The sequence below is a fragment of the Ruegeria sp. AA6 genome (assembly GCF_056542865.1).
In genome coordinates, this window is record NZ_JBQGAN010000017.1 from 1 (window position 1) to 15,617 (window position 15,617).

Below are 15,617 nucleotides of genomic sequence, written 5' to 3' on the forward strand. Positions count from 1 at the left end.
TCACTTTCTTAGCGATATCTTCATCATTGGTCAGGATCATGCCGCCGCGCGGGCCGCGCAGGGTCTTGTGAGTCGTCGTGGTCGCCACATGTGCGTGCGGGAAGGGGCTGGGGTGCTCACCTGCGGCCACCAGACCGGCAAAATGCGCCATGTCCACGTGCAGATAAGCGCCAACCATGTCGGCGATCTCACGCATGCGGGCAAAGTCGATCTGGCGCGGAATGGCCGAGCCGCCTGCGATGATCAGCTTGGGCTGATGCTCTGTCGCCAGCGCCTCGACCTGATCATAGTCCAGCATGTTGTCTTCCTTGCGGACGCCATATTGCACGGCGTTGAACCACTTGCCCGACTGGTTCGGACGCGCGCCGTGGGTCAGGTGACCGCCTGCGTCCAGGCTCATGCCCAGAATGGTGTCGCCGGGCTGGATCAGCGCCTGGAACACGCCCTGGTTGGCCTGCGAACCCGAGTTCGGCTGGACATTGGCAAAGCCACAGCCGAACAGCTCTTTGGCGCGGTCGATGGCCAGATTCTCAGCGATATCAACGAACTGGCAGCCACCATAGTAGCGACGACCGGGGTAACCCTCGGCGTATTTGTTGGTCATCACCGAGCCCTGCGCCTCCATCACGGCAGCAGAGACGATGTTCTCGGACGCGATCAGCTCGATCTCGTCGCGCTGACGGCCCAGCTCGGATGTGATCGAGCCAAACAACTCGGGATCACGGTCGGCAAGGGACTGGGTGAAAAATCCGGTATCACGGAGATTGGCGTTCATGTTGGCTCCAGAGTGCTGGGGTAAATCTTGCGGATTTCCTATCGGAAACGGTCTGTCGGCAAAAGCTGTAAAGCGACGATTTGGCCCGCTGTGGCGTCAAGTCTGGCCTATCGGGGAAAGGTATGTTTGTTTCGGAACCAAATGTGCAGCACCGGAAACCGGAAAAGATGACAAAGAGAATCGCCTTTCTCGCAAGCGACGTCAAAGTGGCTCAGACAGCGCGGGACAGCCTTGTGAAACGGTATGGCCACGCGGCGCCTCGGGATGCAGATGTCGTCGTCGCGCTTGGTGGAGACGGCTTCATGTTGCACACGCTGCACAGCATGAAGCACCTCGACACGCCGGTCTACGGTATGAACCGTGGCACCATCGGCTTCCTGATGAATGAGTTTCATGAAGCCGACCTGATGGAGCGTTTGGATGCCGCAGAAGAAGAGGTAATCAACCCACTGGCCATGCAAGCGATGGACCAGGCCGGGAAGCTTCACGAAGCGCTGGCGATTAACGAGGTGTCGCTGCTACGGGCAGGCCCACAAGCTGCGCGGTTGAAAATCAGCGTTGATGGACGTGTACGCATGGCCGAACTGGTCTGTGACGGAGCCTTATTGTCCACCCCCGCGGGATCGACCGCGTATAACTATTCGGCGCATGGGCCGATTCTGCCAATCGGATCGGACGTTCTGGCCCTGACAGCAATCGCCGCTTTCCGCCCTCGTCGTTGGCGCGGTGCGTTGTTGCCCAAGATCGCCAAGGTTCGGTTCGATGTGCTGGACGCTGACAAGCGCCCCGTTATGGCCGATGCGGATTCGGTTTCTTTTCCGGATATCGACTGGGTTGAAATTCGATCCGAGCCATCCATCCAGCATCGGATTTTGTTTGACCCCGGACACGGGCTGGAAGAGCGTCTGATCTCAGAGCAGTTTACTTGACGCTGCTGAACTCCGAACTTTTTTCGCCTTGTGTGATCCAGTTCACAGGACAACCGTTTGTCTTTTGTTAACCTGAACTTGCCCGGAGAACACGCCAGCGGTGGGAGTGAGTGGCCACCAGACGGCGTTTTCGAATGATTGCGCAGTTTTCGCGCCGGCGAGGGTAGGTGGTGCTACGCTCGTTGACCGATTTCCGGGTTTATTTAAGCAAGCGGACCCCGGGCACAAAACCCCGGGGTCTATTTTTGTGATGATTCTATTCGGCAGCGTCCATTCTGTCCCACAGCGGGAGACACATCTGCCCCACGCGCGCTTCTATTGCAGCGGCTGCGTCCACGGCCATGTCCTCGCGCCAGCGCTGAGCTGCAATCTGGATGTTAATCGGTTGCGGCCCGTGCGGCAGATCAGCAAGCCGTGCCGGAACACTGGCAGCGGGCAGGCCCAGAAAGTTCATTGCATAGGAATAGACCGCGCAGCCTAAAACTTCGTGTACTCCTTCGGCGCCTTCGGTATCTCTGTCAGGTTTGAAAAAGGGCTGCGGCAAAAAGGGGGATAAAACCAGGGGATAGTCCTGCAAGAACAGCGACCATTCCCGCGCATAGTGCGTGCGCTTGGCCAGCATCTGCACCAACTCGGTGCCGGTGATGGGAGGAAACTCCTGAAAGTAGACATCAAAGATTTCCCGGATGGTTTCAGAGCCGGCAACTTCGATATCGCTTTTCAACAGGGTCAAGACCTCGCCCATCAGTGTGCGGTATCCTGTCCGACCGCAGTCGAACACATCCGGGGGAGAGACTTCTACCACATGATAGCCCGCATCAATCAACGCATCGCGCGCCGTATCCAGCGCCTTTTCCACTTCGGGATGCAGGGCGTAGCCAAACGTGTTTTTGGTAAAGGCGACCTTGACGGGACCTTCCAGGGGTTCGCCGCGCCATGGCATTGGAACATGGAACGGATCGCGTGGGTCCGCAGCTATCAGGCTGGGCATCGACAGGTGCAGATCGGCGGCTGAGCGTGTGATCAGCCCCTGCACCGACATGGATTGTGCCAGCAGCCCGCGCTCGGTTTGTTGGCTCGGGTTCCAAGCGGGCACGCGGCCGAGGCCGGGTTTCACCGTGACCGCTCCGTTTGCGGCCGCCGGAAAGCGCAGGCTGCCGCCGATGTCATTGCCATGCGCCAGCGCGCCGATCCCGGCCATCACAGCGGCACCTGCACCGCCCGAAGACCCTCCGGGTGAGATATGCCGCCCCCACGGATTATGCGTGCGCCCGTGCAGAGGGTTGTCGGTGTCGGCACGAAAGGAGAATTCAGGCGTGTTGGTGCGTCCGATCACGACGGCCCCGGCGTTTTGCAGATTGCGGACAATCGGTGCGTCGTCGGGGGCGATTACGTCCTTCAGAGCCACGACACCGTTTGAGGTGGCATGCCCCTTTTGATCTACGTTGATCTTGATCGTTACGGGGACCCCGTGCAGCGGTCCTGTTGACGCCCCTTTCATCCGTGCCTGATCAAGAGAGCGGGCGCGCTCCAGCGCCTCGGCGCTAAGGTCCTCGACCACCGCATTTAGGTCAGGATTAACCTGTTGCATCCGGTCGATAGAGCTTTGAACAGCGTCTTCGGCGCTGAGGTCTCCGATGCGGGTCAGGGCGGTCAGGTCGGTGGCGCTTAGACGCCAGAAATCGGATTGTGTCATGATGCCTCACTGTCTTGGTCAGACAGTAGGGGCCTTGAGACCGGTTGCAAGCGAAAGCCTTGGGGGCGGGCGACCGATGGCCGCCCTCGGCCCCTTTATTGCGCGAATCCGAGAGATTTCAGCGCGTCAGTGATTTCGTCCAGAATGGCCGGGTCATCGATGGTCGCGGGCATCTTGTAGTCTTTGCTGTCTGCAATCGACACCATCGTTCCACGCAGGATTTTGCCCGACCGCGTTTTGGGCAGGCGATCCACCACAACGGCCTGTTTAAAGGCTGCCACCGGCCCGATCTTTTCACGCACCAGCTTGACTACATCCTGCACGACGTCGCCATGGTCGCGGTCACAACCGGCGTTCAGGCACAGGAAACCCACGGGCATTTGGCCCTTGAGTTGATCGGACACACCGATCACGGCGCATTCGGCAACGTCGGGGTGGGCGGCCAGTACCTCCTCCATCCCGCCAGTGGACAGGCGGTGGCCCGCGACGTTGATCACGTCATCTGTGCGCGCCATGATGTAAAGGTATCCGTCCTCGTCAATCATGCCCGCGTCGCCGGTTTCATAGTAGCCGGGGAACTGGTTGAGGTATGAGCTTTTGAACCGATCCTCGGCATTCCACAACGTCGGCAATGTGCCGGGGGGCAATGGCAGTTTCACCGCGATTGCACCCAGTTCACCGGGCTTCATCGGGTGGCCGCCTTCGTCCAGAATTTGCACATCGTAGCCCGGCATCGGCTTGGCCGGAGAACCCAGTTTGACCGGCAGTTCTTCAATCCCCAGCGGGTTGCCTGCAATGGTCCAGCCGGTTTCGGTCTGCCACCAGTGGTCGATAACCGGAACCTTCAATGCGTCCTGTGCCCATTCGATGGTGTCGGGGTCGGCGCGTTCGCCCGCCAAGAACAAAGCGCGCAGGCTGGACAGGTCGTATTTTGCGATCATTTCACCCGTTGGGTCCTCACGCTTCACGGCGCGGATGGCAGTCGGGGCGGTGAAAAAGCTTTTGACCTTATGCTCGGAGATCACGCGCCAGAAGGTGCCTGCATCGGGGGTGCCGACGGGTTTGCCCTCGAACACGATGGTCGTGTTTCCGTGGATCAGCGGAGCGTAGCAGATATAGGAATGCCCTACGACCCAACCCACATCAGACGCGGCCCAAAACACATCACCGGGATCGACGTCATAGATGTTCTTCATCGTCCAGTTCAGAGCGACCAGATGGCCCGCAGTGGGACGCACAACACCTTTGGGTGCCCCGGTGGTGCCCGAGGTATAGAGGATATATGCCGGGTCATTGCCGTCCACTGGCACGCATTCCGCCGGTTCGACCCCGTATTGGAACCCATGCCAGTTATAATCTCGGCCTTCGATCAACTGCGCCACTTCCTGTTCGCGTTGGAAGATCACACAGAAGTTAGGCTTGTGGTCGGCCATGTCGATGGCCCCGTCCAGCAGCGGTTTGTAGTGAACCACGCGGCCCGGCTCCATCCCGCAGGACGCCGCGATGATCGCCTTGGGCTTGGCGTCGTCAATACGCACGGCCAATTCATTGCTGGCAAAACCGCCAAAAACCACCGAATGCACGGCGCCAAGACGGGCGCAGGCCAGCATCGCCTCAAGCGCTTCGGGGATCATCGGCATGTAGATGATGACCCGGTCGCCTTTTTCGACACCCTTAGCCCGCAACGCTCCGGCCAGCGTGGCCACGCGGTTGCGCAGTTCGACATACGAGATCTCGCGCTTGGTGTGCGTGATCGGGCTGTCGTAAATGATGGCCGTTTGCTCACCTCGGCCATTTTCGACATGGCGGTCCACCGCGTTCCAGCACGTGTTGACCTTGGCATCGCAGAACCATTCATAGAGCGGCGCGTTATCGTCAAACAGCGCTTTGGTTGGGGGCTGAACCCAATCAATGCCCTTTGCGGCCTCCATCCAGAATGCCTCAGGGTCGGATTTCCAGCTCTCGTAAACGTCGCGATAAGCCACGATGGTCTCCTCCTATAACTCCCACTGCAGTGTGTAAGGCCGCCGGCGGGCAGCAAACAAGCAATGGAAATGACGGAGCGTCACTTTATCGCAAAATCTTTGCAGAATGATCCAAAATTACCTGCAAATTTTTGCAAACTGGTTTCTTTGAGCAAAGTTGCGGGTATCTATCTTTGAGATTTGCAAATCAGCAAACTGCTGCGTGCAAAGAATCACATCTGTGATCTGCTCAGGTGCCACTAAGGCACCCGAACGCTGGTTTTGGGTCAGCCGTAATGCGCGACCGGAGTGCCGGCAATGGCAGCCATATTCAGCAAACCGCGCGCCGTGATCGAAGGCGTCACGATATGGGCCTTGTTGCCCATGCCCATCAGGATCGGTCCGACCTCCAGCCCGTCGGCCTTCATCTTCAGAATGTTGCGCACGCCGCTGGCTGCATCCGCATGGGCGAAGATCAGCACATTGGCTGAACCTTCCATGCGGGAATTCGGGAAGATGCGCGACCGCAGCTCGGGATCAAGCGCCAGATCGAGGTTCATTTCACCTTCATAGGTAAAGTCCCTCGGTTCAGAATCGAGAATCTCCAACGCGGCTCGCAGGCGTTTCCCGGACCCCTCAGCCTGATTGCCGAACTGAGATTGCGAGCAGAACGCGATCTTGGGTTCGATCCCGAACCGCCGCACGTGGCGGGCGGCACCGAGCGTGGATTCGGCCAACTCCTCGGGCGTTGGCAATTGCCGCACATGTGTGTCGGCGATGAATAGGGGGCCGTCCTCAAGGATCATCAGCGACAGCGCGCCGTGTGGACGCAGATCACCATCGGCCAGTACCTGCTGCACGTAATTCAGATGCCAGCGGTATTCGCCGAATGTACCGCAGATCAGGCTGTCGGCTTCACCCCGCTGCACCATGATGGCACCAATGGCCGTGTTGTTCGTGCGCATGATCGCCTTGGCCAGGTCAGGGGTCACACCCCGGCGCTGCATGATCTCGTGATACGAATTCCAGTAATCATAGTACCGAGGGTCGTTTTGCGGGTTCACGATCTGGAAATCCTGGCCTGGTCGGACTGTCAGCCCCAATCGTTCACAGCGGGATTCGATAACATCCGGGCGACCGATCAGAATGGGGGTTTCCGTGGTCTCTTCCAAAACCGCCTGCGCAGCACGCAGTACCCTCTCATCTTCACCTTCGGCAAACACGATCCGGCGCGAGGCGGCTGCGGCAGCCTCGAAGACTGGGCGCATGAGCAGGGCGGATTTGAACACGGTCTGGTTCAGGCGTTCTTTATAGGCCTCAATGTCGGCGATCGGGCGCTTGGCGACGCCGCTGTCCATCGCTGCCTTTGCAACAGACGACGAAACCACACCCACGAGGCGCGGGTCAAAAGGTTTTGGGATCAGGTAATCCGGTCCAAACGTCAGTTGCTCTCCTTTATAGGCCGCGGCAGCCTCGGCGCTGGTGGTGGCGCGGGCCATTTCGGCGATGCCGTCCACGCAGGCGATCTGCATTTCGTCGTTGATCTCGGTCGCGCCCACGTCCAGCGCGCCGCGGAATATGAACGGGAAACACAGAACATTGTTGACCTGATTTGGGAAATCACTGCGGCCTGTTGCGATGATTGCATCCGGAGCGACTTCGCGCGCGGCTTGCGGCAGGATTTCTGGGGTCGGATTGGCCAGCGCAAAGATGATTGGCTTTTTGGCCATTTTCTTGACCATCTCGGGCTTGAGCACATTGGGACCGCTGAGGCCGAGGAAAAGATCAGCATCGCCAATCACATCATCCAGCGTACGAAGGTCGGATTTTTGCGCAAACTGATCCTTGTGTGGGTTCATATCCTCGGCACGGCCCTCGTAGACCAGCCCGTGAATATCGCACAGCCAGATATTCTCGCGTTTGACGCCCAGTTTGACCAGCATCATCAGGCAGGCAATTCCCGCTGCGCCGCCGCCGGTTGAGACGACTTTGATGTCCTCGAAATTTTTGCCCGCCACGTGCAATGCGTTCTTTGCTGCTGCGCCCACCACGATGGCCGTACCGTGCTGATCGTCGTGGAATACCGGAATATTCATCCGTTCACGGCAGATTTTCTCAACGGTAAAGCAATCTGGGGCTTTGATGTCTTCCAGGTTGATGGCCCCAAAGGTCGGTTCCAGCGCGCAGACAATATCGGCCAGTTTTTCAGGGTCAGGCTGATCGACTTCGATGTCAAAACAGTCGATCCCGGCGAATTTCTTGAACAGAACCGCCTTGCCCTCCATCACCGGCTTTGAGGCCAGCGCGCCGATATTGCCAAGGCCCAGAACCGCCGTCCCATTGGAGACAACCGCAACCAGATTACCCCGAGCTGTATACAGCTCGGCATTTGCAGCATCTGCTTTGATCTCAAGACTGGCCTCTGCAACGCCCGGAGAGTATGCGCGGGCCAGATCACGGCCATTCGCCATCGGCTTTGTCGCCTTGATCTCAAGCTTACCGGGCTTGGGATGGGCGTGGTAGTCAAGGGCGGCCTGTCGCAGGCTGGGTGTGTCTGACATCGGTGTTTCAGCTCCTCTCTGAAATTTGATTTAACCTTAAACTATTTTTTTTGGCTTGGCTACGCTACGTCAATTGATAAGTAAAATATGGCCATTTTGTCGCTGTGGTTGATTTCTGTCACAAAACATTTAAGTTCCGCCGACCGTCGCATTGAGAGCATTTGGCATGAACGCAAAACAGAACATCGGGTCGGCTGCTGGCCGTTCGGTGACCAGCAGCAGATTTGGGACAGACCACTTCGCGTTTCGCCTGGCGATCGTTCTGGCCCTGCTGATTTTGTGTGCCATTTCGATCTGGCCAATGCAGGCAGCCGCTTTCAACCAGGAAGGTGGTCTGATCGAAACCGGATCAGCCGCGGCCCTGTTGGTTGCAGGGGTGGCAGCGCTTTATCGGTATCGCGGGATCAGCCGGCTATACATCGGTGTTGTTCTGCTGTTGCTGGCCGAGAGGGAACTCGAGGCTGATATCTACGCCGTAGAAAGCTTGCCATACGAAGTTCTGAGCGGGTTGGATGGTCTGCTGGATATGACCATCGTGCGTGTGGTGCTGGCGGTTGTGGTGCTGGGCGGCGTCGCCTGGCATGGGGTGCCGAATGGGTGGCGCGCTTTGAAACTGCGCGCGCCGTTCCTGCTGGTGTTCTTTCTGGCCGGAATGTCGGCGGTTGTTGCGCAGGGCCTGGAAGAGGTCAGCAGTGCGTTTGGTTCCCAGCTTTCGGAGATTATGGTGACGCGCCTGTTTGTGCTGGAAGAAACGCTTGAGATGTTCTTTTCGATTGGCATTTTGGCCGCTGTTCTGATCGGATGGCCGAAAACCAAGACCGATGAGACAAGAGATGAGCCAAACCCAAGCCCGGACATGCGCTGAAATCCGCCTGCCAACGCAGGAACTGCGCGACGATATCCCGTTTTATACAAAGGTTCTGGGCATGCGGATGGACATGATCTATCCCGCAGATGATCCGCGCGTTGCGGTGTTTTCGGGCCACGGGTTGCGAATACGGATTGAAAAAGGCGCGCCCGAAACCCCCGGAACTCTGCGCATCTTGACGGACAACCCAAGTGACTTTGCAGACGGTCAACGCAGCCTCGTGGCCCCCAACGGTACACGTGTCGAAATTGACGAGCTAAACCCACCTTTGGTCATGCCCGATACGGTGCATTCGTACGTGGTGCGCAGGCTCAAGGATCAGGCCCCTTGGATCATAGGTCGCGCCGGGATGCACTATCGCGATCTGGTGCCGGATCGGCTGGGCGGCTCGATCATTGCAAGCCATATCCGTATTCCCGACGGTGGTCCGGTGCCGGACATGGTGCATTTCCATAAAGTTGGGTTTCAGCTGATCTTCTGCATCCACGGTTGGGTTGATGTGGTCTATGAAGACCAAGGCGACAAGATGCGCCTGACGGCGGGTGATTGCTTTATCCAGCCGCCGGAAATCCGCCATCGGGTGCTTGAAGCCTCGGAAAATGTGCAGGTGATCGAGATCGGCGTTCCAGCCGAACATGTCACCGAGATTGATCACGACATGGCCCTGCCCACACCGCACTATCGTCCCGAACGAGAGTGGCAAGGCCAGCGGTTCGTCTTCAATCAGGCAGAGGGTGCCGCTTGGGGTCCGTTTCGCCTGCCGGGCTATATTTGTCGCGATACTACCATTGCTGAGAATACCAAGGGCGTCGCCGGGGTGCAGGTCGTACGAAAGGGGCAGGGTGACCCGGTTTGGGCGACTCATGATACCGACATCCACTTCACTTTCGTGATGACCGGAGAAGTTACATTGGAAGGTGAAGGTCGCGATCCTTATCGGTTAGAACAGGGCGATGCCTTCGTGATTCCGCCGGGCATGCGCACCCGTTTGTCTGACCCTTCGGACGATGTTGAACTGCTCGAGGTCACCCTGCCGGGTACGTTCAACACGACGTTGGGCTGAGGAATTTCACGTCCAGGGCTTCAACTCTCCGGGCGATTTCATTTAGGGTATGACTTTCTGACCAGATGATCAAAAATTGGGGAATCGCTATGACTTTGAAAGACGCAGCACTGTCTGTCCGGGAAAAGGCTTATGCGCCCTATTCCAACTTCAAAGTAGGGGCGGCGATCCGGTCAGCGTCAGGTGAAGTGTTCTCCGGCTGTAACGTCGAAAACGTGGCCTATCCCGAAGGCACTTGCGCCGAGGCCGGAGCCATTGCCGCAATGGTCGCGGCAGGCGAGCAAGCGCTGACCGAGGTCTATGTGGTTGCATCCTCTCCGCAACCGGTTCCGCCCTGCGGTGGGTGCCGCCAAAAACTGGCCGAATTCGGGAAACGCGACGTCAAGGTGACGCTTGCCACAGTCGACGGGTCCGAATTCGTAACCACCATCGGGGACCTGCTGCCCGGAGCGTTCGACGCCTCACATATGGAGGACATATAAGCCGATGGACGCCCGTTCGATCATTGCCAAGTTGCGTCGTGAACAGGTTCCCAGTGCTGACGAACTGACGTGGTTCGCGCAAGGGCTCGCTGATGGCGGCGTAAGCGACGCGCAGGCCGGTGCTTTCGCCATGGCCGTCTGCATGGGCGGGCTTGGTGCGCAGGGGCGCGCCGACCTGACTGTGGCGATGCGCGACAGTGGAGATGTGCTCAGCTGGGATTTCGATGGCCCGGTGATCGACAAACACTCGACCGGGGGGGTTGGGGACAGTGTCAGCCTCGTGCTGGCCCCTGCGCTGGCCGAGTTGGGTGCTTATGTGCCTATGATCTCGGGCCGTGGGTTGGGGCATACCGGCGGCACTTTGGACAAGCTGGACTCCATTCCAGGCGTCACGACGCAGATCGGTCAGGAGCGCTTGACCCAGATTCTGCGCGATACAGGCGCTGCCATTGTTGGTGCGACCGGTCAGATCGCACCGGCGGACAAGCGGCTTTATGCGATCCGGGACGTGACGGCGACCGTTGAAAGTCTGGACCTGATCACGGCCTCAATCCTATCAAAGAAACTGGCCGCCAGCCCACAGGCGTTGGTGCTGGACGTCAAGGTCGGTTCTGGTGCCTTCATGAAAACGCTGGAAGATGCACGAAAGCTGGCGCAAGCGTTGACCGAGACGGCAAACGCGGCGGGATGCCGGACCTCGGCAGTGATCACCGATATGCATCAGCCGTTGGCCCCGGCGCTGGGCAACGCGCTTGAGGTCGCCGAGGTGATGAAGGTTCTGACTCAGGAGCATTACGCGCCGCTGGCCGAGATTTCGGCTGAACTTGGCGGGGTGTTGCTGGCCGACGCCGGAATGTTCGCAACGGCAGATGAGGGTCGCGACAAGATTACAGACTTGATCCGCGACGGCCGCGCGGCTGAACGTTTTGGTCGCATGATGGCGGCTGTCGGTGGACCATTGCAGTTCGTTGACAACTGGTCGCGCTACTTGCCCGAAGCCAGCGTAATCCTTGAGGTTCCGGCCCCGACCAGCGGCTATATCTCTGCCATCGACGGCGAAGCGCTGGGCCTGGCCGTCGTCGCGCTGGGCGGCGGGCGGCAGGTAGAAGATGACGTGATCGACCCTGCCGTCGGAATTTCTGACATTGTCCGACTGGGAGACAAGGTCGACAAAGGCGCGCCGTTGGCCGTGGTTCACGCGGCGCGCGAGGACGCGGCGCGGCAGGCTGCCGAGACGATTGTGCGATCCATTGCCGTCGCAGCAGACGCTCCTGTGGAACCGACGCTTGTGCATGAAAGGATCACACCGTGACCCGTGCATTTCTGGTGGTGATGGATTCAGTCGGCATTGGCGGTGCGCCGGATGCGGACCGCTTCTTCAATGGCGAAACACCTGACACCGGCGCCAACACATTGGCCCATATCGCTCAGGCTTGCGCCGAAGGGCGTGCCGAAGAGGGGCGCTCGGGACCATTGCATCTGCCCAATCTGGATGCGCTTGGCTTAGGCGCTGCTACGCGTCTGGCCTCGGGCGCGGAAACACCGGGATTGCAGGCCACGCCATCAGGTCTGTGGGGGTGTGCGCAAGAGCATTCGCCGGGCAAGGATACGCCCTCGGGTCATTGGGAGTTGGCTGGGCTGCCGGTGCCGTGGGATTGGCATTATTTCCCGGATACGACACCGTCCTTTCCGCCTGACCTAAGCCGCGCCGCTGCCGAGGCCGCCGGAACCGACGGCATTTTGGGCGATTGCCATGCCTCGGGCACGGCCATCATCGCGGAACTTGGGGCCGAGCATATGCAGACTGGCTGGCCGATCTGCTACACCTCCGCTGACAGCGTCTTTCAGATCGCCGCGCATGAAGAGAGCTTTGGCCTCGACCGCCTGCTGGACATGTGCCAGGCGCTTGCGCCGCGTCTGCATGGGATGAAGGTTGGGCGCGTTATCGCGCGGCCCTTCGTAGGCTCGCCCGAAGAGGGGTTCACCCGCACCACCAACCGCAAGGATTTCGCCATACTGCCGCCCGCGCCAGTATTGACCAATTGGGTACAGAATGCCGGTCGCCGCGTGCATGCAGTGGGTAAGATCGGCGACATCTTTTCGATGCAGGGGATCGACACACTGCGCAAGGGTTCTGATGCCGATCTGATGGGCCACCTGTCCGATCTGGTCGATGAGGCCGAAGAAGGCAGCCTGACCTTCGCCAATTTCGTCGAGTTCGACAGCCTTTACGGCCACCGTCGCGACATCAGCGGCTACGCCCACGCGTTGGAGTGGTTCGATCGTGAGATCGGCGTGATCCTGTCGCGTTTGCGCCCCGGCGACCTGATGCTGCTGACTGCCGATCACGGCAATGACCCAAGCTGGATCGGCACTGACCACACGCGCGAACAAGTGCCTGTTCTGATCGCTGGACAGGGCGCAGGAGAAGTTGGCGCCGTCAGTTTCGCGGACGTCGCCGCCAGCATCGCACACCACCTGAACATTCCGGCACATGGGCCGGGAAAGAGTTTCCTATGACCGTCGCAGACCTGCCCAAGATTGAATTGCACCTGCACCACGAAGGTGCCGCGCCGCCTGCATTCATCCGCCAATTGGCCCATGAAAAGCGCATCGACCTGAGCAGCATCTTCAAGCCAGACGGCAGCTACGACTTCCGCGATTTCGCGCATTTCCTCAGCGTTTATGAGGCCGCCTGCGAAGTGCTGAAGACGCCCGAGGATTTCCGCCGACTGACCTTGGCGATCCTTGAAGAAAGCGCTGAGAACGGGGTGGTGTATTCGGAAACCTTCCTCAGCCCCGATTTCTGCGGTGGCGGAGACCTGCACGCCTGGCGCGACTACCTGAACGCCATTCAGGACGCAGCCGACGAGGCCGAGCGCAAGTTCGATATCACTCTGCGCGGGGTTGTGACCTGCGTCCGCCATTTCGGGCCGGAACAGGCCAAGATAAGCGCCCATTGTGCGGCGGAAACCGCCGGAGATTGGATCACGGGCTTCGGCATGGGCGGCAACGAATCTATGGGCGCGCAGGGCGATTACAAATGGGCCTTTGATTGCGCACGCGAGGCTGGGTTGCGGCTGACCACTCATGCCGGAGAATTCGGCGGCCCGGAAAGTGTGCGCGATGCCGTGCGTAGCCTAGGCGTCGAACGGATCGGCCACGGCGTGCGCGCGATTGAAGACCCCGATCTGGTTCATGAGCTGATCGACCGCGAGATCACGCTTGAGGTCTGCCCTGGCTCCAACGTGGTTCTGGGCCTGTTCCCCGATTTCGACGCCCACCCGATTGCAAAACTGCGTGACGCGGGCGTCAAAGTCACCGTTTCCACCGATGACCCGCCGTTTTTCCATACCACCATGCGGCGTGAATATGAGATGTTGGGCCAAGCTTTCGGCTGGGACGCCGAAGACTTCGTGGCCCTGAATGACACGGCCCTTGCGGCCGCTTTTTGTGATGAAGACACCCGCGCGCGGGTCAAGAAAAGACTGGAGAGACCATGAGCGAACACCTGACCGTCGTTGACCACCCGCTGGTGCAGCACAAACTGACGCTCATGCGGGATAAGGGCACCTCGACCGCTGGTTTCCGACAGCTGCTGCGCGAGATCACCTTGTTGCTGGCCTATGAGGTCACGCGCGAGTTGAAACTGACCACCCGCCATATCGAAACCCCGATGGAGGAGATGGACGCCCCCATTCTGGCTGGCAAGAAACTGGCGCTGGTCTCGATCCTGCGGGCCGGGAATGGAATGCTGGACGGGGTGTTGGAACTGATCCCCTCGGCCCGTGTTGGCTTTGTCGGCCTTTACCGAGACGAGGAAACGCTCAAGCCGGTGCAGTACTATTTTAAAGCCCCGGAAGGATTGAAAGACCGTCTGGTCATCGCCGTTGATCCTATGCTGGCCACCGGCAACAGTTCGGCCGCAGCGATTGATCTACTGAAAGAGGCCGGGGCAACCGATATCCGTTTCCTCTGCCTGTTGGCCGCGCCCGAGGGTGTGGAGCGCATGAAAGAGGCGCATCCCGATGTGAAAATCGTCACTGCGTCGCTGGACCGGGAGCTGAACTCTAAAGGCTACATCATGCCCGGGTTGGGGGATGCTGGCGACCGGATGTTCGGCACCAAGTAAGCTATTCGCCGCAGATGTTTTGCAGCAGGACCCAATCGCGGTCCGGAAGCACCTGCTGCAGGGGGCGACCCGCCATCGGGTCCGCTTCGATCAGACCCAGAACAGTTTCACCTGTGACATCCATCGCATAAGCATAGGGGGTCGAGGGCAGGGCGGCCTGCGCAAAGACTTCCAGCAGATCATCTTCGGGCAGGGAAGGGCGCGGCTCTGACAGAACCTGCTCGGTATAGGTGTCGATGTTCCCGGGCGTCAGTTCCCCGGTCGTCAACAGACGGAAAGCGGTTGTGGGGCCGGTGCGATCCAGCAGATCGTCCAGCGGGTCTTGTGCCTCAGCCCGCGCCCGCTCGGCAATGATGTAGCCAGCCGCGACCGAAGGGTCTTCGTGATCTTCGACCAACGCGCGATTCAGCAGAACGATTCCGCCCGGCAGGCTGAGGCTGGTTTGGACACCCGCAGGCAAGATGACAATCTTCTGAACGCCTGTGCGCGCGGCCAGTTGGTCCAAAGCAGCTTGCGCCCCCTCGGATGAACAAGCCCGGCCTGAAACCCGCTCAATCCGCTGTAGGATGGTATTCCCGATGTCTTTGCGTTTGATATCGGGTACGACAGACACAACGTGGCTCTGCAATGCGACTGGCAACCACAGAAGCAACAGCGCTGCCACGGCGGCTATAACCCCTGCGACACTGAACCAACGCAACCGACCGGGATGAGGGCGCGCCCGGTCAATGGCGCGTTGCAGGCGGTCGATGGCCTCAATCATCATGGTTTCAGATTCTTGCAGCTCCAGCGTTTCGTCCGGGTCGCCATCCGGGTTGAAAATGGCCGGAAAGGCGCCTGGGTTCTGACGTTCCAACGCGGCCAAAGACCAATGCGTCAACGCCTGCTCATTGAAATCCGAAATCGTCAGCGTGGCCTCACCAATCGACACGACCACCTCGCGCCGTTGCACATCGGGCGAGGGGCGCCACAGACCGGTGGCTTCGATCCGCTGGAACTGTTTAAATGCCGTCTTCAAGATGAGGGTTGCTCGTAATTATTTTTCCGCAGCTTAGCATGGTAAAATCCAAAGGCGCAAACCTGTTGCGCGCCGTTTCAAAAATGTGCTGGATAACACGACGCGCTGGAATTCTGTCCGGCGCGCCAC

13 protein-coding genes are annotated in these 15,617 nt (G+C 59.3%); 8 read left to right on the plus strand and 5 right to left on the minus strand.

What is annotated here, in order from left to right:
* Positions 1–775, minus strand: a 775-nt coding sequence (glyA, locus tag ACR0LN_RS17475; protein WP_480431460.1) for a serine hydroxymethyltransferase, incomplete at its 3' end; no start/stop codon positions are given.
* 167 nt (positions 776–942) lie between these two features.
* Between glyA and ACR0LN_RS17480 the strand changes: the two genes are divergently transcribed.
* Positions 943–1,704, plus strand: coding sequence for an NAD kinase (locus tag ACR0LN_RS17480; RefSeq protein ID WP_480431461.1), 762 nt, complete (start codon positions 943–945; stop codon positions 1,702–1,704).
* Between the two features lie 256 nt (positions 1,705–1,960).
* Here the strand turns inward: ACR0LN_RS17480 and ACR0LN_RS17485 are convergent, their stop codons facing one another.
* From ACR0LN_RS17485 to ACR0LN_RS17495, 3 genes are all read right to left on the minus strand, one after another.
* Positions 1,961–3,400, minus strand: a complete 1,440-nt coding sequence (locus ACR0LN_RS17485) for an amidase family protein (protein ID WP_480431463.1) — start codon at positions 3,398–3,400, stop codon at positions 1,961–1,963.
* A gap of 95 nt (positions 3,401–3,495) precedes the next feature.
* The gene (gene prpE, locus ACR0LN_RS17490; protein ID WP_480431464.1) at positions 3,496–5,385 is read right to left on the minus strand and encodes a propionate-CoA ligase PrpE; all 1,890 of its coding nucleotides are present in this window, start codon (positions 5,383–5,385) and stop codon (positions 3,496–3,498) included.
* Positions 5,386–5,651: 266 nt separating this feature from the next.
* Positions 5,652–7,925: an NADP-dependent malic enzyme gene (locus ACR0LN_RS17495; protein ID WP_480431467.1), complete on the minus strand. Its 2,274-nt coding sequence runs from the start codon at positions 7,923–7,925 to the stop codon at positions 5,652–5,654.
* A 166-nt stretch (positions 7,926–8,091) separates the two neighbouring features.
* Here ACR0LN_RS17495 and ACR0LN_RS17500 point away from each other — a divergent pair, with 166 nt between their 5' ends.
* The 7 genes from ACR0LN_RS17500 (at position 8,092) to upp (ending at position 14,470) form a co-directional block, all read left to right on the plus strand.
* Complete coding sequence (locus ACR0LN_RS17500) at positions 8,092–8,790, plus strand: hypothetical protein (protein ID WP_480431469.1); 699 nt, start codon at positions 8,092–8,094, stop codon at positions 8,788–8,790.
* Positions 8,759–9,856, plus strand: a complete 1,098-nt coding sequence (locus ACR0LN_RS17505; RefSeq protein WP_480431470.1) for a cupin domain-containing protein — start codon at positions 8,759–8,761, stop codon at positions 9,854–9,856. The genes ACR0LN_RS17500 and ACR0LN_RS17505 overlap by 32 nt, the downstream gene beginning before the upstream one ends.
* Positions 9,857–9,945: 89 nt before the next feature.
* Entirely contained in the window at positions 9,946–10,338 is a 393-nt protein-coding gene (locus ACR0LN_RS17510; protein ID WP_480431472.1) for a cytidine deaminase, read from the plus strand.
* A 4-nt stretch (positions 10,339–10,342) separates the two neighbouring features.
* A complete protein-coding gene (locus ACR0LN_RS17515) occupies positions 10,343–11,650 on the plus strand; it encodes a thymidine phosphorylase (RefSeq protein WP_480431473.1) in 1,308 nt (435 codons plus the stop codon).
* The gene (locus ACR0LN_RS17520) at positions 11,647–12,858 is read left to right on the plus strand and encodes a phosphopentomutase (protein ID WP_480431475.1); all 1,212 of its coding nucleotides are present in this window, start codon (positions 11,647–11,649) and stop codon (positions 12,856–12,858) included. The genes ACR0LN_RS17515 and ACR0LN_RS17520 overlap by 4 nt, the downstream gene beginning before the upstream one ends.
* Positions 12,855–13,841, plus strand: a complete 987-nt coding sequence (locus ACR0LN_RS17525; protein WP_480431476.1) for an adenosine deaminase — start codon at positions 12,855–12,857, stop codon at positions 13,839–13,841. Before ACR0LN_RS17520 ends, ACR0LN_RS17525 begins: the two co-directional genes overlap by 4 nt.
* Positions 13,838–14,470: a uracil phosphoribosyltransferase gene (gene upp, locus ACR0LN_RS17530; protein ID WP_480431478.1), complete on the plus strand. Its 633-nt coding sequence runs from the start codon at positions 13,838–13,840 to the stop codon at positions 14,468–14,470. The genes ACR0LN_RS17525 and upp overlap by 4 nt, the downstream gene beginning before the upstream one ends.
* A gap of 1 nt (position 14,471) precedes the next feature.
* Here upp and ACR0LN_RS17535 read toward each other — a convergent pair whose 3' ends face one another.
* Positions 14,472–15,488 carry a hypothetical protein gene (locus ACR0LN_RS17535; protein WP_480431480.1) on the minus strand — a complete coding sequence of 339 codons (1,017 nt, stop codon included), beginning with the start codon at positions 15,486–15,488 and terminating at the stop codon, positions 14,472–14,474.
* Positions 15,489–15,617: the final 129 nt, after the last annotated feature.